Below are 19030 nucleotides of genomic sequence, written 5' to 3'. Positions count from 1 at the left end.
GGGGGAAGCCGAGGTCGACGAGGAGAGACGGACTGTGAGTGTCGCGCCGGTGGAGGTCGAGCGCCCGGAGACGGAGGGGGTTCCGGTCACGGAGCCGGACACGCCCTGGGTGACCATCGTCCACAACGACCCGGTCAACCTGATGAGCTACGTCCAGTACGTCTTCCAGAGCTACTTCGGCTACCCGAAGGACAAGGCCCACCAGCTCATGATGGACGTGCACCACAAGGGGCGGGCGGTGGTCTCCAGCGGCACCCGCGAGGAGATGGAACGCGACGTGCAGGCGATGCACGGCTACGGCCTGTGGGCCACCCTGCAGCACGACTGACGGCCCGTCACCCACCATCCACGAGGGACTGATTCGACACACATGGCCGGTTTGTTCGAGAGTGCGGGCGACGGCGGCGCGGCGATCGCGCTGGACGAGTTCGAGGCGTCCATCCTGCGTTCGCTGGAAGTGCAGATGCTGGAGCTGATCGGGCCGCCGCCCGGCGGCGGCAGCGACGACCCGCTGGCCGCGCTGTTCGCGGAGGGCCCCAGCGAGGCCCCCGAGGACCCGGCGCTGCTGCGGCTGTTCCCCGACGGGTACGGCGGGCCGGGCGCGCCGGAGGACCCGCGGACCGCCGAGCGGGCCGCCGAGTTCCGCCGCTACACCGAGCTGGACCTGCGGGCCCGCAAGCGCGAGGACGCGCTGGCGGTGGTCCGGGCGCTGGACGGGCTGGGCGGCGCGGGCGGGGTGCTGGAGGTCGAGCCGGACGACTTCCCGCGCTGGCTGGGCGCGCTGAACGACCTGCGGCTGACCCTGGGCGCCCGGCTGGAGGTCTCCGAGGAGGAGGACGAGGGCCTGTACCGGCTGCCCGACTCCGACCCGCGCAAGCCGCTGGTGATCGCCTACCTGTGGCTGGGCGCGATGCAGGAGAGCCTGCTGGAGGCGATGACGGGCTGACGGGGCCCGCCCGACCCCTGCCCGCGCCTCCGCCCGCGCCCCCCATTCGGCCCCCTCCTTTCGTTCATATTGTCCGATTGCTCAGGTAAAGCTCAGATATGAGGCGTTCCGGGGCCTCACCGTGGTTCACTGCTGCCTCCCCGGGACAGCCGGGGCCCGTCGGCCGGCCGGCCGGCGCGGACCGGGAGGCGAGGCGGGCGGATGACGCAGCAGGTGACGGACGAGGCGGCCGGGTCCGCCCCCGACGAGGAGGGCTACCAGCGGGGGCTGGGCACCCGGCAGATCCAGATGATCGCCATCGGCGGCGCGATCGGCACCGGCCTGTTCCTCGGCGCCGGCACCGCGATCTCCAAGGCCGGGCCCAGCCTGCTGCTGAGCTACGCGGTGGCCGGCGTGGTGATCTTCGTGATCATGCGGGCGCTCGGCGAACTGCTCACCTACCGCCCGGTGGCCGGCAGCTTCGCCGAGTACGCCCGGGAGTTCCTCGGCCCGTTCGCGGGCTTCGTCACCGGCTGGACGTACTGGCTGTTCTGGGTGGTCACCGGCATGGCCGAGACCACCGCCGCCGCCGTCTACGTCCGCTTCTGGGCGCCCGACATCCCGCAGTGGACCACCGCACTGGCCTTCCTGCTGGTGCTGTACGCCGCCAACCTGATCTCGGTGAAGCTGTTCGGCGAGATCGAGTTCTGGTTCTCGATGGTCAAGGTCACCGCGATCCTCGGGATGATCCTGATCGGCGTCGGCGTGCTCACCCTCGGCTTCTCGGACGCCGGCGACACCGCCTCGGTCACCCACCTGTGGCAGGACGGCGGCTTCTTCCCCAAGGGCGTCGGCGCCACCGTGATGACCCTGCAGATCGTCATGTTCGCCTACCTGGGCGTGGAACTGGTCGGCGTCACCGCGGGCGAGAGCGAGAACCCGGAGAAGACCCTGCCGCGGGCCATCAACACCCTGCCGCTGCGGATCGCGCTGTTCTACATCGGCGCGCTGCTGGTCATCCTGTCGCTGGTGCCGTGGACCGAGTTCCAGCCCGGCGTCAGCCCGTTCGTCGCCGCCTTCGGCAAGATCGGCATCCCGGCGGCGGCCGGGATCATCAACTTCGTGGTGCTCACCGCCGCGCTGTCCTCCTGCAACTCCGGGATGTACTCCACCGGCCGGATGCTGCGCGACCTGGCCCTGCGCCGGCAGGCCCCCGGGCGGCTCACCCGGCTCAACGGCCACCGCACCCCCGCCGCCGCGATCACCGTCTCCTGCCTGCTGATGGGGGTCGGCGTGGTGCTCAACTACCTCGTCCCGGAACGGGCGTTCCAGTACATCACCTCGATCGCCACCGTCTGCGGCCTGTGGACCTGGGGCGTCATCCTGGCCAGCCAGATCCGCTACCGCACCGCCTGGAAGGCCGGCCGGCTGCCCGCCCCGACCTTCCGCGCCCCCGGCGGCAACTGGAGCCGCTGGCTGTCGCTGGCCTTCCTGGTCCTGGTCGCCGTCCTGATCGCCTTCGACCCCGACGCCCGGATCTCGCTGTACGTCTTCCCCGGCTGGGCGATCTGCCTGGCGGTCGGCTACGCGGTGCTGCGCCGCCGCGACCCGGCCGCCCTGCACGCCGACCCGCACGCCCACCTCCGGGCCGGGGGCGGCGACTGACGCGTCGCTATCCTGGCGGCATGCTGACCATCACCCGAGAACTGCGCGACCGGATCGTCGCCCACGCCCGCGCCGACCACCCGGACGAGGCGTGCGGCGTGATCGCCGGACCGGCCGGCACCGGGCGTCCCGAGCGGTTCATCCCGATGCTCAACGCGGCCCGCTCGCCCACCTTCTACGAGTTCGACTCCGGCGACCTGCTCAAGCTCTACCGCGAGATGGACGACCTCGACGAGGAGCCGGTGGTGATCTACCACTCGCACACCGCCACCGAGGCGTACCCCTCCCGCACCGACGTGAGCTACGCCTCCGAGCCGTTCGCCCACTACGTGCTGGTCTCCACCGCCGAGGGCGCCGGCGAGCAGGACCCCTACCAGTTCCGCTCGTTCCGCATCGTGGACGGTGTGATCACGGAGGAAGACGTCGAGGTGGTCGAGGCCCACCAGGGCTGAGCGACCCCCGACCCGGCCCAGGCCGGGAACGGCCCGGGAGCGGGCCGACCCGCACCGCCCGCGCGCGGCGGGCCGGCCCGCTTTCCCACCCCTCGGAACGCCGCCGACCGGATGCCGAGACAAGCATGTCAAAGCGGGGGCGGGAATCTATACGATGAGTCCATGCGTTCCGTCGATGTGAGCAACCAGGCCCCAGGCACCCGCCTCGTGGCGCGCCTGCACGTCGACCTGTGCCGGCTCGCCAGCGCGATCTGTCCCGGCACCGCCGCGCACTGACCGGCGGCACCGCGACCGGCGAGCCCCCCGGACAGCACCCGCCCCGCGCGCCGGGGCCCCCTCCCCTGCCGCGCCCCGCCCGGCCCGGCAACCCGAACTCACACTCCACAGGAGCGCAGCCATGGCCATCGAGGTCCGCATCCCGACCATCCTCCGCACCTACACCGACGGCGCCAAGGCCGTCGACGGCAACGGCGCCAACCTCGGGGAGCTCTTCACCGACCTCGACTCCCGCCACCCCGGCATCGCCGCCCGGCTGCTGGACGGCGGCGAGCTGCGCCGCTTCGTCAACGTCTACCTGAACGACGAGGACGTCCGCTTCCTGGACGGCATCGCCACCGCCGTCGCCGACGGCGACAGCGTCACCATCCTCCCGGCCGTGGCCGGCGGTATGAAGTAATGCGCTACGACAGCCCGATCGAGGCCATCGGCAACACGCCACTGGTGCGGTTGCCGCGGCTCTCGGCCGGAATCCCCGGGAACGAGGACGGCCGGGTCACGCTCTGGGCCAAGCTGGAGGACCGCAACCCGACCGGCTCCATCAAGGACCGCCCGGCGCTGCGCATGATCGAGCGGGCCGAGGCCGAGGGCCGGCTCACCCCCGGCTGCACCGTCCTGGAGCCCACCAGCGGCAACACCGGCATCTCGCTCGCCATGGCGGCCAGGCTCAAGGGCTACCGGATGGTCTGCGTGATGCCGGAGAACACCAGCGAGGAGCGCCGCGAGCTGCTCCGGATGTGGGGCGCGGAGATCATCTCCTCGCCCGCCGCCGGCGGCTCCAACACCGCGGTGCGGATCGCCAAGGAGATTGCCGCCGAACACCCCGACTGGGTGATGCTCTACCAGTACGGCAACCCGGACAACGCCGGCGCGCACTACGCCACCACCGGCCCGGAGATCCTCGCCGACCTGCCCACCGTCACCCACTTCGTGGCGGGCCTGGGCACCACCGGCACCCTGATGGGCGTCGGCCGCTACCTGCGCGAGAAGGTCCCGGGCGTGCAGATCGTCGCCGCCGAGCCGCGCTACGACGACCTGGTCTACGGCCTGCGCAACCTGGACGAGGGCTTCGTCCCCGAGCTGTACGACGCCGCGGTCCTCACCACCCGCTTCTCCGTCGGCTCGGCCGACGCCGTCACCGGCACCCGCGAACTGCTCCAGCAGGAGGGCATCTTCGCGGGCGTCTCCACCGGCGCGGTCGCGCACGCCGCGATCGGCGTGGCCCGCAAGGCCGCCAAGGCCGGCGAGCGGGCCGACGTGGTGTTCGTGGTCGCCGACGGCGGCTGGAAGTACCTGTCCACCGGCATCTACACCGCCGAGACCACGGAGGCGGCGGTCGAGGCGCTGCAGGGCCAGCTCTGGGCCTGAGCCCCGCGGCAGGATCACGGCGCGGCACCCCGCCCAGGGGGCCGCGCCGTCCGCTCGTCCGATCATCGGCCCGCTGTGAAATCCCGGTATTTGTCCGTTCCGGGTGACCGCTCCGTCACGGAACGGTCACCACGCCGGTCGCGCCCCGGTCACCGGACCCCGCCGCGCCAGGCTGGCGGCGCACCACTGGTACGCCGTCACCCGGAGGTGGGCGCGATGCCCGGCCGAGAGCTCTGGTCCTACGTCGAGATCGCCCGGCACATCAACGTGCGGGTCGAGACAGTCCGCAACTACAAGCGGCACGGACTGCTGCCCGAACCCGACCGGGTCGACGCCGCGGGCCACCCCCGCTGGTACCCGGAGACCATCCGCGGCTGGGCGCTGGCCCGCCCGGGACGCCGCTGAACCGGGCCCCGCCCCGTCCTGGTGATTCCGCCCACAGCCCGGCACGGGAGAGGGGGCAAAGTGCCGCCCGGCCCTTACCCTCGACAGTCAAAGCACCGACGGAGTCGAAGAACCCCGCCCCGCCCGACCGGCGGCGCGGACGGCCGCGGACGATGGCCCGACGGGGCGGGAAGGGCTCGGCATGAAACTGACCGTGGTGGGGTGCTCGGGGAGCTTCCCGTCCGTGGACTCCCCGTGCTCCAGCTACCTGGTGGAGCACGACGGCTACCGCCTCGTCGTCGACCTCGGCAACGGCGCGCTCGGCGCCCTGCAGAAGTACGCCGGCCTCTACGACGTGGACGCCGTCCTGCTCAGCCACCTGCACGCCGACCACTGCATCGACCTGTGCGCCTACTGGGTCGCCCGCAACTACCGGGTCGAGGGCTGCCCCGACCCGCTGCCCGTGCACGGCCCGGCCGGCACCGCCGAACGCCTGGCCCGCGCCTACGACATGCCGGAGAAGCCCGGCATGACCGAGGTCTTCGACTTCCGCGACCTCGCCGACGGCGCCCGGCTGGCCCTCGGCCCGTTCACCGTCACCGCCGCCCGGGTCAACCACCTCGACTGCGAGGCGTACGGCTTCCGGATCGAGGCCGGCGGCCGCAGCCTGGTCTACTCCGGCGACACCGGCGTCTGCCCCGCCCTGGTCGAACTCGCCCGCGGCGCCGACCTGTTCCTGTGCGAGGCGGCCTACACGGACGGCAAGGAGACCTTCGACTCCATCCACCTCAACGGCACCCAGGCCGGCGAGCACGCCGCCGAGGCCGCCGCCGCCCGCCTGGTCCTCACCCACATCCCGCCGTGGACCGACGCCGAACGCAACCGCCGCGACGCCGCCGCCGCCTTCCCCGGCCCGGTCGAACTCGCCCGCGCCGGAGCCGTCTACGAGCTGTGAACCGGCGTCAGCCAGTGCCGGTAGCGGGGGTCCGCGCCGCTCACCGCACCCCGGTACGCCTCGGCCAGCCGCTTGGTCAACTCGCCTTCGGAGGAAGGTAGTTCGCGGTTGTCCAGGGAGGCCACCGGGACGACGCCGGCCGCCGTGCCGGAGAGGAAGACCTCGTCGGCCGCGTACAGGTCCGAGCGCAGCAGGTTCTCCACCCGGACCTCTACGCCCAGGTCCCGGGCCAGGGTCAGCAGGGTGTCCTGGGTGATGCCCTCCAGGGCGCCCGCGCTGGCGGGGGTGGTGCGCAGGACGCCGCCGCGGACCGCGAAGACGTTCTCCGAGCTGCACTCGCTGACCGTGCCGTCCGGGGCCAGCAGCAGCGCCTCGTCGAAGCCCGCGTCGGTGGCCTCCCGCCGGGCCAGCGCCGAGTTCAGGTACGGGCCGGTGGCCTTCGCCGCCGGGGGGACGGCGTTGGGGTCGGTGCGCCGCCAGCTGCTGGTCATCAGCCGCAGTCCGCGCCCCGCCGCCAGGTAGGCGGGCCACTCCCAGGAGGCGATCGACACGCTGGTGGGGGAGTGCCGCATGTCCAGGCCCATCGACCCGTAGCCCAGGAAGGCCAGGTGCCGCAGGTAGCAGGAGCGGTGGCCGTTGGCCGCCACCAGCGCCACCGTTGCCGCCGCCAACTCCTCCCGGCTGTAGGGGAGTTCGATGCGCAGCATGTGCGCGCTGCGCTCCAGCCGGGCCAGGTGCTCGGCCAGCCGGAACACCGCGGGCCCGTCGGCCGTCTCGAACACCCGGGTGCCCTCCAGCACCCCGGTGCCGTAGTGCAGGGCGTGGGTCAGGACGTGGACGCGGGCCTCCTGCCAGGGCACCAGCGCGCCGTCGAACCAGATCACGGAAGACTCGGGAATCGCCATGCCGCCCATCCTGGAGACCCCGGCCCGCCCGGCGAAGACCCCGGCCGCGCCGGATCAGGCCATGGCCGCCACCGGAGCGCCCGTCTCGGATGCCGGGACCGCCTCCCGGACGCGGACCCGCTCCCGGCCGCCCCGCCTCCGCGTCCTCCGGCCGCCCCGCCGCCGCCCGCCCGCCGGGGCCGTCTCGCATGCTGAAAACCGCGCTCCGCCCCCGGCCCGCGGCCCTAGGCTCCCGGAGGGTGGAGACCAGCACCGCCCTGTACGCCCGCCTGCTCGCCGACCCCGGCCTGCCGCTGGACTCCCTGCGCGAGGAACTCGGCTGCGAGGAAAGCGAGTTCGAGCAGGCGCTGGGTGAGCTGCGCGGCCTCGGGCTGCTCCAGCGGACGTCGGCGACCACCAGCGGGATGGCCGCCGTCTCGATCGACACCGCCGTCCGTCAGCTGCTGGCCGACTCCGACCGCCGCTTCACCGCGCTGCTCGGCGAGGCCCGCCGCACCCGCGAGCGGGTCGAGCACCTGCACGCCCGCTACCTGCCGCTGCACACCGGCACCGCCCACGAGCTGGTCCGCGGCACCGACCGGGTGGCCGCGCTGCTGGAGGACGCCGCCCGGGCCGCCCGCACCGAGGCGCTGTCGCTGCGGCCCGGCCAGGACCAGTCGGAGAGCGGCCTGGCCGAGAAGCTCGCCCGCGAGCGGATCGCGCTGGCCCACCGGGTCGCGCTGCGCACCATCTACCCGGCCGCCGCGCTGCACCAGGGTGCGGTCCTCGCCCACGTCCAGGCGCTGACCGCGGCCGGCGCGCTGATCCGGGTCGCGCACACCCTGCCGCTGTGGCTGATCGTGGTCGACGCGGGCCTCGCCGTGCTGCCCGCGCCGGGGGAGCCGCCGGGCAGCGCCGCGGTGGTGGTCCGCGACCCGGCGGTGGTCAGCGTGGTGCGCGAGCTGTTCGAGCACTTCTGGGCGGCCAGCTGGGTCCCGCCGGAGCTGCTCGGCCGCACCACCCCGGACGACCGCCACCGCGAGGTGCTGCGGCTGCTCGCGGCCGGGCTCACCGACCAGGCGATCGGCCGCAAGCTGGAGGTGTCCGACCGCACGGTGCGCCGCCTGGTCGCCGACCTCACCGCGGCGCTGGGCGCGCAGTCGCGCTTCCAGGCGGGCGTGCACGCGGCGCGGCTGGGGTGGATCTGACGGGACCGCCCGGGCCGGGCCCCACCCGCGCCCGCCCGCGCCCCGGCTACCCGTCCTCGAAGCCGTCGTCGTCCTCGCGTCCCGGGGTCTTCAGGTCGAAGCGCAGGATGACGAACCGGAAGAGGGCGTAGTAGACCACCGCGAAGCACAGGCCGATCGGGATGATCAGCCAGGGTTCGGTGGCCAGGTTCCAGTTCAGGACGTAGTCGATGACGCCCGCGGAGAAGGTGAAGCCGTGGTGCACGCCCAGGCCCCAGGTGAGCGCCATGGACAGGCCGGTGAGCACGGCGTGCAGGACGTACAGGGCGGGGGCGATGAACAGGAAGGCGAACTCGATCGGCTCGGTGATGCCGGTGGCGAAGGAGGTGAGGGCCAGCGAGAACATCATGCCCAGCACGGCGCGGCGGCGTTCGGGGCGGGCGCAGTGGGCGATGGCGAGGGCGGCGGCGGGCAGGCCGAACATCATGATCGGGAAGAAGCCCGACATGAACTGGCCGGCCGCCGGGTCGTGCTGGAAGAAGCGGGTCTGGTCGCCGTGGAACTCCTGGGTGCCGACGGTGTAGCGCCCGGCCTGCTGCCAGAAGAAGGTGTTGGCCAACTGGTGCAGGCCGAACGGCAGCAGGGCCCGGTTGATCAGGCCGAACAGGCCGGCGCCGAGCGCGCCGAGGCCGATCGCCCAGGTGCTGAAGCGGTCGACGACGGCGCCGATCGGGCCCCAGCACAGGCCGAAGAAGACGCCCAGGGCGGTGCCGACGAAGGCCATCACGATCGGGACCAGGCGGCGGCCGTTGAAGAAGCCCAGCCAGTCGACCAGGCGGGTGCGGTGCAGCCGCTGCCAGAGGATCGCGGAGAGCAGGCCGACCACCACGCCGCCGAGCACGCCGGGGTCCTGGTAGGTGGCGGCGACGTCCCGGCCGGGCAGCACCTGGTAGGCGGTCTTGGGGAAGGCGGTGAGCACCTGGTGGTACGTCAGGAAGCCGACCAGGGCGGCCAGCGCGGTGGAGCCGTCGGCCTTCCGGGCGTAGCCGATGGCGATGCCCACGCAGAACAGCAGTGGCATCCAGTCGAAGACGGCGTGGCCGGAGGCGGAGAACACCTCGGCGACCCTGGTCCAGCCCAGGCCCTGGTCGCCGAAGACGTCCTCCTGGCCGAGCCGCAGCAGGATGCCGGCGGCGGGCAGCACGGCGATCGGGAGCTGGAGGCTGCGGCCGATCTTCTGGAGCGCCGCGAAGACCCGGGAGCGCAGCTCCCGGCCGCCGGACGCCGCCGCGGGCAGGGGGTTCTGCGCGGTGGTACTCATAGCGGCGGTTCCTCACGGCAGCGCGATCCTGGTCTAGACCACTTGTGGCCTCCTCCAGCTTTCTAGCACGCGCCGAACAGCGACCGGAACCCTCTTAAGGTTCGCCGGGGACAAGCGCCGCTGAATCGAAACCTTCGAACGGTTGACGCCGGGTCAGCCTACGTCCGGGCAGCACGGCGCCCCCGGCCGGGAGGGGTCTCCCGCCGGGGGCGCCGTGCGCCGACCGGAGGTCAGGCCTTGGTCACGTCGTCGATCTCGTCGTCGTCCTCGCGACCCGGGGTCTTGAGGTCGAACCTGACGATGACGAACCGGAAGACCGCGTAGTAGACCACCGCGAAGCACAGGCCGATCGGGATGATCAGCCAGGGTTTGGTGGCCAGGTTCCAGTTGAGCAGGTAGTCGATCAGTCCGGCCGAGAAGCTGAAGCCGTCGTGGACGCCGAGCGCCCAGGTGACGGCCATCGAGACGCCGGTGAGCACCGCGTGGATGCCGTACAGCAGCGGGGCCACGTAGGCGAAGGAGTACTCGATGGGCTCGGTGACGCCGGTGACGAAGGAGGTCAGCGCGACCGAGGTCATCAGGCCGTAGATCTCCTTGCGCCGGTGCGGCTTGGCGCAGGCCGCGATGGCCATCGCGGCGGCCGGGAGCGCGAACATCATGATCGGGAAGAAGCCGGAGAGGAACTGGCCGGCGTCCGGGTCGCCGGCCAGGAAGCGGCCGATGTCGCCGGTGCCGGACTTGCCGGTGTCCGGGTTGGTGTAGGAGCCGAACTGGAACCAGACGAAGGTGTTCAGCAGCTGGTGCATGCCGATCAGCAGCAGGGCGCGGTTGGCGACGCCGAAGATGCCGGAGCCGACGGCGTCCAGGTCGGAGAGCCACTTGGAGAAGTCCTCCAGCCCGGAGCCGATCGGCTGCCAGATCCACACCATCAGCGAGCCGAGCAGCAGGCCGACCAGGGCGGTGATCATCGGCACCAGGCGGCGGCCGTTGAAGAAGCCCAGCCAGTCGACCAGCCTGACCCGGTGGTAGCGCACCCAGAGCCAGGCCGAGAAGAGGCCCATCAGGATGCCGCCGAGCACGCCGGGGTTCTGGAAGTCGGCCGACACCACCGTCTTGTCGGTGTAGTTGACGCAGATCGTGCCGTCGAGCGTCGAGCCGGTCGGGCAGTCCTTGGGGAAGGCGTGCAGGACGGCGTAGTAGACCAGGAAGCCGGCCACCGCGGCCAGCGCGGTGGAGCCGTCGGCCTTCTTGGCCATGCCGATCGCCACGCCGATGCAGAACAGCAGCGGCAGGCCGAGCGCCGGGTTGAGCAGCGCGCCGCCGGCGGCGCCGATCGCGGCGGAGACCTTGTTCCAGCCGAGGCCGTCCTTGCCGAAGATGTCGTCCTGGCCGAGCCGGGTCAGCAGGCCGGCGGCGGGCAGGACGGCCACCGGCAGCTGGAGGCTGCGGCCCATCTTCTGCAGGCCCCCGTAGAAGGTGTGCCACCAGGTGGACTGGTTCGCTGTGGCGCCTGTCGAACTCATCGTCGGCCCTCCGCTGCCGTTCCCGCTGCCTCTGGGTTCATCCGTGCGTGGGGCCAGGAACACCTGCGGACCGCCCGGCGTTGTCCCGAGTACACCTAGAATTGGTGTAGACCATTTATGGGGCAGTGGCGGTCCGCGGGTTTCGAGAGCCCGATGATCGCCATCCTCCGGCGGCCCGGGGGGCGACCGCGCGCGGAGGTAGTCCGAAAGTGGACTAACGTGGCATATCGGTCGGAATCGGGTGATGCTGGTCGCGCCGTCGGAAGGCGCGGCAGACTGATCCCGGGTCACCTCCGGCCGGCACCACCGCACACGCAGTACGGCACCCGGCGACCGACCGCCGAAGCGCCGAGACAGAGGGAGAAAGACCATGGCCAGCAAGGCTGAGAAGATCGTCGCCGGTCTCGGCGGAATCGAGAACATCGACGAGGTCGAGGGCTGCATCACCCGGCTGCGCACCGAGGTCCACGACGCCTCCAAGGTCGACGAGGCGGCGCTCAAGGCGGCCGGCGCGCACGGTGTGGTGAAGATGGGCACGGCCATCCAGGTCGTCATCGGCACCGACGCCGACCCGATCGCCGCCGAGATCGAGGACATGATGTGAGCTGAGCCTCCCCGCAGGCCCGCTCCACCCGCGAGGGCCCGCCCGCCGGAGACCACCGGCCGGCGGGCCCTCGCGCGTGCGCCCCCGCCGGGGCCGGGGCGCCGACCCGATACGCTCGTGCCCATGTCTCGCATCGACGGCCGCACCCCCGACCAGCTCCGCCCCGTCACCATCGAACGGAACTGGAGCAAGCACGCCGAAGGCTCCGTCCTGGTCTCCTACGGCGACACCAAGGTGCTGTGCACCGCCAGCGTCACCGAGGGCGTCCCGCGCTGGCGCAAGGGCAGCGGCGAGGGCTGGGTCACCGCCGAGTACGCCATGCTGCCCCGGGCCACCAACACCCGCGGCGACCGCGAGTCCGTCCGCGGCAAGATCGGCGGCCGCACCCACGAGATCAGCCGGCTGATCGGCCGTTCGCTGCGCGCCGTGGTCGACCACCGCGCGCTCGCCGAGAACACCATCGTGCTCGACTGCGACGTCCTCCAGGCCGACGGCGGCACCCGCACCGCAGCGATCACCGGCGCCTACGTGGCCCTGGTCGACGCGGTCTCCTGGGCCCGGGAGAAGAAGCTGCTGCGCGCGAAGGGCCAGCCGATCACCGGCGGCGTCAGCGCGGTCAGCGTCGGCATCATCGACGGCGTCCCGATGCTCGACCTGCGGTACGAGGAGGACGTCCGGGCCGGCACCGACATGAACGTCGTCTGCACCTCCGACGGCCGCTTCGTCGAGGTCCAGGGCACCGCCGAGGGCGCCCCGTTCGACCGCGACCTGCTCAACCAGCTGCTCGACCTCGGCAGCCTGGGCTGCGCCGAGCTGGACGAGATCCAGCGCAAGGCGCTGGAAGCCTGAGGAACCGCAGGGGCTGAACGGCCGTCAGAGAGGGTGGGCGGGCCCGGGAGTGCTGTACAGGCACGCGGGCCCGGCCTTACCGTTCGGGGTGAGCCCGCACACCCTCCTGGAGGACTCGCCGATGCAGCAGCCGCTGAGCATCAACCGCACCACCGCGCTCGCCGTCGCCGCCCTGGTGCTGGTCCTGCCGCTGAGCGCGGTGAGCTGCTCCGCCGCGGAGAAGGCGCTCAGCTGCGCCAACACCGCGGTGCAGGTCACCACGCACGTCGCCCAGCTCGGCGCGGCGTTCGACAACGCCGACCAGGACCCGGCCGCCGCCGGGCAGGCGCTGCAGAACCTCAAGGGCGACGTGGACAAGCTCGGGCGCAACTCCAACGACGCCGACCTGGGCCGGGCGGTCACCGACCTGCAGACCCAGATCGACAACGTGCAGAAGGCGCTCGACAACAACCGGACGCCCGACCTCGGGCCGCTGGGCAGCGCGGCCGGGCGGGTCAGCATGGTGTGCACCGGCTGAGCGGCGGGGGCGCACTAGGCTGGGACCCATGACCAAGCGACTCGTTCTCGCCACCCGCAACCAGCACAAGCTCGCCGAACTGCGCGACATCCTCGGCGCGGCCGGGCTGGAGGTCGAGCTGGTCGGGGCCGACGCCTTCCCCGAGGTGCCGGACGTGCGCGAGACCGGGGTGACCTTCGCCGAGAACGCGCTGCTCAAGGCGCACGCGCTGGCGAAGGCGACCGGGCTGCCGGCCGTCGCGGACGACTCCGGGCTGTGCGTGGACGTGCTGGGCGGGGCACCCGGGATCTTCTCCGCGCGCTGGGCCGGGCGGCACGGCGACGACAAGGCCAACCTGGACCTGCTGCTGGCCCAGCTCGGCGACATCGCCGCGGAGCACCGGGCCGCCTCCTTCGCCTGCGCCGCCGCGCTCGCGCTGCCGGACGGCACCGAGCGGGTGGTCGAGGGCCGGCTGCACGGCACCCTGCGCACCGAGCCGGCCGGGGCGGGCGGCTTCGGCTACGACCCGGTCCTCCAGCCGCTCGGCGAGAGCCGGACGTGCGCCGAGCTGAGCGCCGAGGAGAAGAACGCGATCAGCCACCGCGGGCAGGCGTTCCGCTCGCTGGCGCCGGTGGTCGCCGAACTGCTCGGCTGAGGACGGCGGACGCGCGAAGAGGCCCGCCCCGGCTCTCCGGGGCGGGCCTCTCGGCGTGCTCAACGCCGGTGCGGCCTGAGGGACTCGAACCCTCACGAGATTGCTCTCACGGGCACCTAAAACCCGGGCGTCTGCCAATTCCGCCAAGACCGCCGATACCTGATGTCCGCCATGCTACTGGCCCGTTGCACGGGCGTGCACCACCCTTTCGGACGGCGGTGCGGGGTGTCCGGACTTGTTCAAGAATTGGTACAGACCTATTGACCCTTGTGGTCCAGACCACGTACGTTCGCGCCGATCCGCGGAAATCCGGGTCCCGGGCGGTGCGCAACGGCCGGGCCCAGGCACGTCTTCCTCCCCCACGGCGTCCGGCCCCCCACGCCGGGCGCGAGCATTGGAGCGACCCATGCCCGAACGCGCCACAGCCGCGCGCTCCGCCGCCCGGACCGGGCGGCGCCCGCTGAAGGCCCACGCCGCACTGGTGACCGCGACCGCCCTGGTGGCCGGCGCCGCCGGACTGGTCACCGCGATCGGCGGCACCTCCTCGGCCGCCACCGTCAACCTGCTCGTCAACGGCGACTTCGAGAGCGGCACGCTGACCGGCTGGAACTGCTCGGCCGGCCTCGGCTCGGTCACCGCCACCGCCCCGCACGGCGGCGCCAAGGCGCTGCAGGCGGCGGCCTCCGCCTCGGACACCGCCCAGTGCTCGCAGACCGTCGCGGTCAGCCCGGGCACCACGTACAGCCTGAGCGGCTGGCTGAAGGGCAACTACACCTACCTGGGCGTCACCGGCACCGGCACCACCGACACCAACGCCTGGGGCTCCAGCGCGGACTGGGCCAACCGCAGCACCACCTTCACCACCGGCGCCTCGACCACCTCGGTGACGGTCTACACCCACGGCTGGTACGGCCAGGGCACCTACGACGCGGACGACCTGGTGCTCACCGGGCCGGGCGGGTCGGGCTCCGCCGGCCCGTCGGCGAGCAGCAGCCCGAGCCGGAGCGCCTCGCCCTCGGCCGGCACCTCCGCCAGTCCGTCCTCCTCCGCTTCGCCCTCGGCCTCCGCCTCGCGGAGCGCTTCGCCCTCGGCCTCGGCCTCGCAGAGCGGGGCGCCGGGCGGGGACGGGGTGGTGACCACGCCGACCGGGCTGAGCGCGAGCGTGGCGGGCACCGCGGTGACGTTGAAGTGGAACGCCTCCACCGACAACGCGCAGAACGGCAACAGCGCGGTCTACCGGATCTTCACCGGCGGCACCACGACCCAGACCGCGACCTCGATGGGCACCTCGGTGACCGTCTCCTCGCTGCTGCCGAACACCTCGTACACCTTCACCGTGCAGGGCTACGACAAGGACGGCCACAGCAGCGGGTACTCCGCGCCGGTGACCGTCACCACCGGGGCGGCCCCGAGCGGCGCGCTGAAGTCGGCGTACTTCGCGCAGTGGGGCATCTACGGGAACAAGTACTACCCGTCGACGATGGCCGCCACCGGCGCGGCGAGCGGGCTGAACACGATGACCTACGCGTTCGCCAACATCGACCCGTCCACGCTGAGCTGCTTCGAGACCATCAAGGCCGCCGACACCAACGACAACAACCCGAACGCCGGCGACGGCGCGGGCGACGCGTTCGCGGACTACCAGAAGGGCTACACCGCCGACATCGCGGTGGACGGCACCACCGACGCCTGGACCCAGCCGTTGAAGGGCAACTTCAACCAGCTGCGCGAGCTCAAGGCGAAGTACCCGAACCTGAAGATCACCATGTCGTTGGGCGGCTGGACGTACTCCAAGTACTTCTCGGACGCGGCGGCCACCGACGCCTCGCGCAAGAAGCTGGTCTCCTCCTGCATCGACATGTTCATCAAGGGCAACCTGCCCTCGATCCAGGGCGACGCCACCGGCGGGGCCGCCGCGGCGATGGGGATCTTCGACGGCATCGACATCGACTGGGAGTACCCGGCCTCCGCGGGCGGCCACACCGGCAACCACTCCTCGGCCGCCGACACCGCCGACTTCACCGCGCTGCTGGCCGAGTTCCGCAACCAGCTGGACGCGTACGGGCAGACCGTCGGCAAGAAGTACCTGCTCACCGCGGCCCTGCCGTCCGGCCAGGACAAGATCGCGCTGCTGCAGACCGACCAGATCGGGAAGTACCTGGACTACGGCAACGTGATGTCCTACGACATGCACGGCGGCTGGGACGCGACCGGCCCGACCAACCTCCAGGACCCGCTGTACGACAGCCCGAACGACCCGAGCAACCCGGTCGCCCCGGGCACCCAGAAGTACACCGTGGACAACGCGGTGAACGCCTACCTGAACGGCGCCCCGGCGTACGGCATCAAGGGCGGGTTCCCGGCGAAGAAGCTGGTGCTGGGCGTGCCGTTCTACTTCCGCGGCTGGACCGGCGTCCAGGCCGGCTCGAACTACGGCCTGTACCAGGGCGCGACCGGCCCGTCGGCGGCGCAGGGCACCAGCCAGACCGCGGGCGTGGCGTTCTGGAAGGAGCTGGCGGCGGCCGGCAAGACCGGCGGATCGGCGGTGCACTGGGACCCGACCACGCAGAGCTCGTGGATCTACGACGGCACCAGCCTGTGGACCGGTGACACCCCGCAGGCGATCGCGGCGCGCGGCTCGTACGCCGCGTCCAAGGGCCTCGGCGGCATCTTCGCCTACTCGCTGGAGGCCGACGACAGCGCCGGAACCCTCGTCAACGCGATGACCGGAAGCATGAAGTAGCGTCAGTTCCCCCTGGTGAGGGCCGGATCGTCCGAGCGCGGACGGTCCGGCCCTTCATATCAAGTTGGTACAGACCTGTTGACGGGGATGGTCCAGACCTTTTAGGTTCGGCGGAACTTCCCCCACAGGTGTGCGGCTTCCCTCGGCCGCGCGCACGACACTCTCTCCAGGAGGACCGAGTGTTGATCCGAAACAAGGTGGAGCAGCGTCCCACCGCTGCCGGCCGCCACTCCAAGGGCCGCAGGACGGCCTTCGCCACCACCGCGGCCGCCGGCCTGGCGGGCCTGCTGATGAGCACGCTCGGCGTGGCCCCGTCCGCCGCCGCCGTCGACAACCAGGCGTGTCGTCCCGACGGCATGTACACCACGCCCGGGGTCGACGTCCCCTACTGCAACGTCTACGACACCGGCGGGCGCGAGCAGATGGGCGCCGACCACCAGCGCCGCGTCATCGGCTACTTCACCAGCTGGCGCACCGGCAAGGACGGCACGCCCGCCTACCTGGTGAACAACATCCCCTGGGACAAGGTCACCCACCTCAACTACGCGTTCGCGCACGTGGCGTCCGACAACACGCTGTCGGTCGGCACGGACAACGCGAACAACGCCTCCACCGGGATCACCTTCCCCGGCGTGGCGGGCGCGGAGATGGACCCGGCGTACGCGTACAAGGGCCACTTCAACCTGCTCAGCAAGTTCAAGAAGCAGTACCCGAACGTCAAGACCATGATCTCGGTGGGCGGTTGGGCCGAGACCGGCGGCTACTTCGACGACTCGGGCCAGCGGGTCAACTCCGGCGGCTTCTACTCGATGACCACCAACGCGGACGGGTCGGTCAACCAGGCCGGCATCAACACCTTCGCGGACTCGGCCGTCGGCTTCATCAAGAAGTACGGCTTCAACGGCGTCGACCTCGACTACGAGTACCCGACCTCGATGAAGGACGCGGGCAACCCGCTCGACTACTCGCTCTCCAACGCCAAGCGCGCCTCCCTGATGAAGGGCTACGCGGCGCTGCTGAAGACCATGCGCGAGAAGCTCGACCGGGCCTCCGCCGCCGACGGCAAGTACTACCTGCTGTCGGTCGCCGCCCCGTCCTCGGGCTACCTGCTGCGCGGCATGGAGACCTTCCAGGTCACCCAGTACCTGGACTACGTCAACATCATGTCGTACGACCTGCACGGCGCCTGGAACAAGTACGTCGGCCCGAACGCCGCGCTGTACGACGACGGCAAGGACGCCGAGCTGGCGGCCGCCAACGTGTACGGCACCTCGCAGTACGGCGGCATCGGCTACCTGAACACCGACTGGGCCGTGCACTACTTCCGCGGCGCGATGCCGGCCGGCCGGATCAACCTCGGCGTGCCGTACTACACCCGCGGCTTCCAGAACGTGCAGGGCGGCACCAACGGCCTGTGGGGCACCTCCTCCACCACCACCTGCCCGGCCGGCTCCGGCCTGACCACCTGCGGTGACGGCGCGGTCGGCATCGACAACATCTGGCACGACCTGGACGACAACGGCAAGGAGTCGCCCGCCGGCTCCAACCCGATGTGGCACGCCAAGAACCTGGAGGCCGGCGTCCTGCCGGACTACCTCGCCAAGTACGGCGTGAGCGACACCTCGCTCAAGGGCACCTACGCCCGCAACTACAGCTCGTCGCTGGTCGCCCCGTGGCTGTGGAACGCCGACAAGAAGGTCTTCCTCTCCACCGAGGACGACCAGTCGATCGGCGCCAAGGCCGACTACGTGGTCAACCAGGGCGTCGGCGGCGCGATGATCTGGGAGCTGGCCGGCGACTACAAGTGGGACGCCACCGCCAACGGCGGCAAGGGCGAGTACGTCCAGGGCTCCACGCTGACCTCGCTGCTGTACGACAAGTTCAAGTCGGCCTCGGCGTACGGCGCGACCCGCTCCACCATCGCGCTGCCGCAGCAGACCCTGCCGATCGACGTGTCCTTCACCGACTTCGCGCTGGGCGACAACAACTACCCGATCAACCCGAAGATCCACATCGTCAACAACTCGACCACCACCCTGCCGGGCGGCACCGAGTTCCAGTTCGACTACTCGGTCTCCGCACCCGCCAACGCCGCCGACCAGTCCGGCTTCGGCTCCAAGGTGATCCGGGCCGACCACACCGGCAGCAACGTCGGCGGTCTGAAGGGCACCTACAACCGGGTCTCGCTGAAGCTGCCGACCTGGCAGACCCTGGCGCCCGGCGCCTCGGTGGACGTCGCCTTCGTCTACTACCTGCCGGTCTCCACCCCCGCCAACTGGACCGTGAACGTCGGCGGCACGCTGTACGGCATCACCGGCGACTTCACCCGCGGCACCACCGCGGGCACCGCCTCGCCGTCCCCGTCGACCTCCGCGTCCGCGTCGCCCTCGAAGTCGGCCTCGCCGTCCGCGTCGGCCAGCGCCTCGCCCTCGCAGTCGGCGTCCCCGTCGGCCAGCGCCTCCGCCTCGCCCTCGAAGTCGGCCTCGCCGTCGGCCAGCGCCTCCGCGTCGGCCAGCACCGGGACCTGCGCGGGCGCGCCGAGCTGGAGCGCGGGCGCCGTCTACGCCACCGTCACCAAGGTGTCGTGGAAGGGCCACTACTACCAGAACAAGTGGTGGACCACGAACGAGGACCCCTCGCTGAGCGGCGCCTGGGGCGTCTGGACGGACCTCGGGGCCTGCTGAGCCCGGCCCCGGGCCCATGAACGGCGGTGGCGGTCGACCCGGTCGGGGGGTCGGCCGCC

General features: G+C 71.8%; 19 protein-coding genes and 1 tRNA gene. 16 read left to right on the top strand and 4 right to left on the bottom strand.

Going from position 1 to position 19030, the window contains the following annotated elements; translation table 11 throughout:
• Window positions 1-34: 34 nt before the first annotated feature.
• The 9 genes from clpS to QMQ26_RS12915 all read left to right on the top strand — a co-directional run bounded on the left by clpS (window position 35) and on the right by QMQ26_RS12915 (window position 6025).
• Window positions 35-328, top strand: coding sequence for an ATP-dependent Clp protease adapter ClpS (gene clpS / locus QMQ26_RS12950; protein ID WP_199528063.1), 294 nt, complete (start codon window positions 35-37; stop codon window positions 326-328).
• A 42-nt stretch (window positions 329-370) separates the two neighbouring features.
• Complete coding sequence (locus QMQ26_RS12945) at window positions 371-946, top strand: DUF2017 domain-containing protein (RefSeq protein WP_100838109.1); 576 nt, start codon at window positions 371-373, stop codon at window positions 944-946.
• A gap of 201 nt (window positions 947-1147) precedes the next feature.
• Entirely contained in the window at window positions 1148-2590 is a 1443-nt protein-coding gene (locus QMQ26_RS12940) for an amino acid permease (RefSeq protein WP_282205791.1), read from the top strand.
• A 20-nt stretch (window positions 2591-2610) separates the two neighbouring features.
• Window positions 2611-3042 carry a Mov34/MPN/PAD-1 family protein gene (locus tag QMQ26_RS12935; RefSeq protein WP_030459885.1) on the top strand — a complete coding sequence of 144 codons (432 nt, stop codon included), beginning with the start codon at window positions 2611-2613 and terminating at the stop codon, window positions 3040-3042.
• A gap of 162 nt (window positions 3043-3204) precedes the next feature.
• Window positions 3205-3318, top strand: a complete 114-nt coding sequence (locus QMQ26_RS37450; protein WP_318552237.1) for a putative leader peptide — start codon at window positions 3205-3207, stop codon at window positions 3316-3318.
• 121 nt (window positions 3319-3439) lie between these two features.
• The gene (locus QMQ26_RS12930; protein ID WP_100838112.1) at window positions 3440-3718 is read left to right on the top strand and encodes a MoaD/ThiS family protein; all 279 of its coding nucleotides are present in this window, start codon (window positions 3440-3442) and stop codon (window positions 3716-3718) included.
• The gene (locus tag QMQ26_RS12925; RefSeq protein WP_100838113.1) at window positions 3718-4686 is read left to right on the top strand and encodes a PLP-dependent cysteine synthase family protein; all 969 of its coding nucleotides are present in this window, start codon (window positions 3718-3720) and stop codon (window positions 4684-4686) included. Before QMQ26_RS12930 ends, QMQ26_RS12925 begins: the two co-directional genes overlap by 1 nt.
• A 216-nt stretch (window positions 4687-4902) precedes the next feature.
• Window positions 4903-5091, top strand: coding sequence for a MerR family transcriptional regulator (locus tag QMQ26_RS12920; RefSeq protein WP_100838114.1), 189 nt, complete (start codon window positions 4903-4905; stop codon window positions 5089-5091).
• Between the two features lie 181 nt (window positions 5092-5272).
• Window positions 5273-6025, top strand: a complete 753-nt coding sequence (locus QMQ26_RS12915) for an MBL fold metallo-hydrolase (RefSeq protein ID WP_100838115.1) — start codon at window positions 5273-5275, stop codon at window positions 6023-6025.
• Here the strand turns inward: QMQ26_RS12915 and QMQ26_RS12910 are convergent.
• A complete protein-coding gene (locus QMQ26_RS12910) occupies window positions 6013-6930 on the bottom strand; it encodes a branched-chain amino acid transaminase (protein ID WP_100838116.1) in 918 nt (305 codons plus the stop codon). The two genes, QMQ26_RS12915 and QMQ26_RS12910, sit on opposite strands and share 13 nt — an antisense overlap.
• 239 nt (window positions 6931-7169) lie before the next feature.
• Here QMQ26_RS12910 and QMQ26_RS12905 point away from each other — a divergent pair, with 239 nt between their 5' ends.
• A complete protein-coding gene (locus QMQ26_RS12905; RefSeq protein ID WP_100838117.1) occupies window positions 7170-8117 on the top strand; it encodes a helix-turn-helix transcriptional regulator in 948 nt (315 codons plus the stop codon).
• A gap of 46 nt (window positions 8118-8163) precedes the next feature.
• Here QMQ26_RS12905 and QMQ26_RS12900 read toward each other — a convergent pair whose 3' ends face one another.
• Together QMQ26_RS12900 and QMQ26_RS12895 are read right to left on the bottom strand one after the other, a co-directional pair.
• Window positions 8164-9417 carry a PTS transporter subunit EIIC gene (locus tag QMQ26_RS12900; RefSeq protein WP_100838118.1) on the bottom strand — a complete coding sequence of 418 codons (1254 nt, stop codon included), beginning with the start codon at window positions 9415-9417 and terminating at the stop codon, window positions 8164-8166.
• 230 nt (window positions 9418-9647) lie between these two features.
• Window positions 9648-10940, bottom strand: coding sequence for a PTS transporter subunit EIIC (locus QMQ26_RS12895; protein WP_100838119.1), 1293 nt, complete (start codon window positions 10938-10940; stop codon window positions 9648-9650).
• Window positions 10941-11310: 370 nt separating this feature from the next.
• Here QMQ26_RS12895 and QMQ26_RS12890 point away from each other — a divergent pair, with 370 nt between their 5' ends.
• From QMQ26_RS12890 to rdgB, 4 genes are all read left to right on the top strand, one after another.
• A complete protein-coding gene (locus QMQ26_RS12890) occupies window positions 11311-11544 on the top strand; it encodes a glucose PTS transporter subunit EIIB (protein ID WP_014135942.1) in 234 nt (77 codons plus the stop codon).
• 123 nt (window positions 11545-11667) lie between these two features.
• On the top strand, window positions 11668-12393 hold the full coding sequence (gene rph / locus QMQ26_RS12885; protein ID WP_100838120.1) for a ribonuclease PH: 726 nt from the start codon (window positions 11668-11670) through the stop codon (window positions 12391-12393).
• An 88-nt stretch (window positions 12394-12481) separates the two neighbouring features.
• Complete coding sequence (locus QMQ26_RS12880; RefSeq protein WP_282205790.1) at window positions 12482-12910, top strand: hypothetical protein; 429 nt, start codon at window positions 12482-12484, stop codon at window positions 12908-12910.
• 28 nt (window positions 12911-12938) lie between these two features.
• On the top strand, window positions 12939-13544 hold the full coding sequence (gene rdgB, locus QMQ26_RS12875; protein ID WP_100838122.1) for an RdgB/HAM1 family non-canonical purine NTP pyrophosphatase: 606 nt from the start codon (window positions 12939-12941) through the stop codon (window positions 13542-13544).
• A gap of 69 nt (window positions 13545-13613) precedes the next feature.
• Here the strand turns inward: rdgB and QMQ26_RS12870 are convergent.
• Window positions 13614-13697 (bottom strand) — tRNA-Leu (locus tag QMQ26_RS12870).
• Window positions 13698-13950: 253 nt separating this feature from the next.
• Here QMQ26_RS12870 and QMQ26_RS12865 point away from each other — a divergent pair.
• Both QMQ26_RS12865 and QMQ26_RS12860 read left to right on the top strand, forming a co-directional pair.
• Window positions 13951-16287, top strand: coding sequence for a glycosyl hydrolase family 18 protein (locus QMQ26_RS12865; RefSeq protein ID WP_282205789.1), 2337 nt, complete (start codon window positions 13951-13953; stop codon window positions 16285-16287).
• 290 nt (window positions 16288-16577) lie between these two features.
• A complete protein-coding gene (locus QMQ26_RS12860) occupies window positions 16578-18971 on the top strand; it encodes a chitinase C-terminal domain-containing protein (RefSeq protein WP_282206508.1) in 2394 nt (797 codons plus the stop codon).
• Window positions 18972-19030 lie beyond the last annotated feature (59 nt).

The organism is Kitasatospora fiedleri, assembly GCF_948472415.1.
Taxonomy (GTDB): domain Bacteria; phylum Actinomycetota; class Actinomycetes; order Streptomycetales; family Streptomycetaceae; genus Kitasatospora; species Kitasatospora fiedleri.
Note: the sequence above shows the minus strand (reverse complement) of the source record. Positions and strands in the feature narration are given on the sequence as shown.

What these genes read in the sequence shown, in the direction of transcription:
- rdgB (WP_100838122.1), top strand. Translation starts at nt 12,939, where the DNA reads ATGACCAAGCGACTCGTTCTCGCCACCCGCAACCAGCACAAGCTCGCC.
- rph (WP_100838120.1), top strand. Translation starts at nt 11,668, where the DNA reads ATGTCTCGCATCGACGGCCGCACCCCCGACCAGCTCCGCCCCGTCACC.
- QMQ26_RS12865 (WP_282205789.1), top strand. Translation starts at nt 13,951, where the DNA reads ATGCCCGAACGCGCCACAGCCGCGCGCTCCGCCGCCCGGACCGGGCGG.
- QMQ26_RS12935 (WP_030459885.1), top strand. Translation starts at nt 2,611, where the DNA reads ATGCTGACCATCACCCGAGAACTGCGCGACCGGATCGTCGCCCACGCC.
- QMQ26_RS37450 (WP_318552237.1), top strand. Translation starts at nt 3,205, where the DNA reads ATGCGTTCCGTCGATGTGAGCAACCAGGCCCCAGGCACCCGCCTCGTG.
- QMQ26_RS12890 (WP_014135942.1), top strand. Translation starts at nt 11,311, where the DNA reads ATGGCCAGCAAGGCTGAGAAGATCGTCGCCGGTCTCGGCGGAATCGAG.
- QMQ26_RS12915 (WP_100838115.1), top strand. Translation starts at nt 5,273, where the DNA reads ATGAAACTGACCGTGGTGGGGTGCTCGGGGAGCTTCCCGTCCGTGGAC.
- QMQ26_RS12945 (WP_100838109.1), top strand. Translation starts at nt 371, where the DNA reads ATGGCCGGTTTGTTCGAGAGTGCGGGCGACGGCGGCGCGGCGATCGCG.
- QMQ26_RS12895 (WP_100838119.1), bottom strand. Translation starts at nt 10,940, where the DNA reads ATGAGTTCGACAGGCGCCACAGCGAACCAGTCCACCTGGTGGCACACC.
- QMQ26_RS12910 (WP_100838116.1), bottom strand. Translation starts at nt 6,930, where the DNA reads ATGGCGATTCCCGAGTCTTCCGTGATCTGGTTCGACGGCGCGCTGGTG.
- QMQ26_RS12925 (WP_100838113.1), top strand. Translation starts at nt 3,718, where the DNA reads ATGCGCTACGACAGCCCGATCGAGGCCATCGGCAACACGCCACTGGTG.
- QMQ26_RS12860 (WP_282206508.1), top strand. Translation starts at nt 16,578, where the DNA reads ATGAGCACGCTCGGCGTGGCCCCGTCCGCCGCCGCCGTCGACAACCAG.
- QMQ26_RS12900 (WP_100838118.1), bottom strand. Translation starts at nt 9,417, where the DNA reads ATGAGTACCACCGCGCAGAACCCCCTGCCCGCGGCGGCGTCCGGCGGC.
- QMQ26_RS12920 (WP_100838114.1), top strand. Translation starts at nt 4,903, where the DNA reads ATGCCCGGCCGAGAGCTCTGGTCCTACGTCGAGATCGCCCGGCACATC.
- QMQ26_RS12930 (WP_100838112.1), top strand. Translation starts at nt 3,440, where the DNA reads ATGGCCATCGAGGTCCGCATCCCGACCATCCTCCGCACCTACACCGAC.
- QMQ26_RS12940 (WP_282205791.1), top strand. Translation starts at nt 1,148, where the DNA reads ATGACGCAGCAGGTGACGGACGAGGCGGCCGGGTCCGCCCCCGACGAG.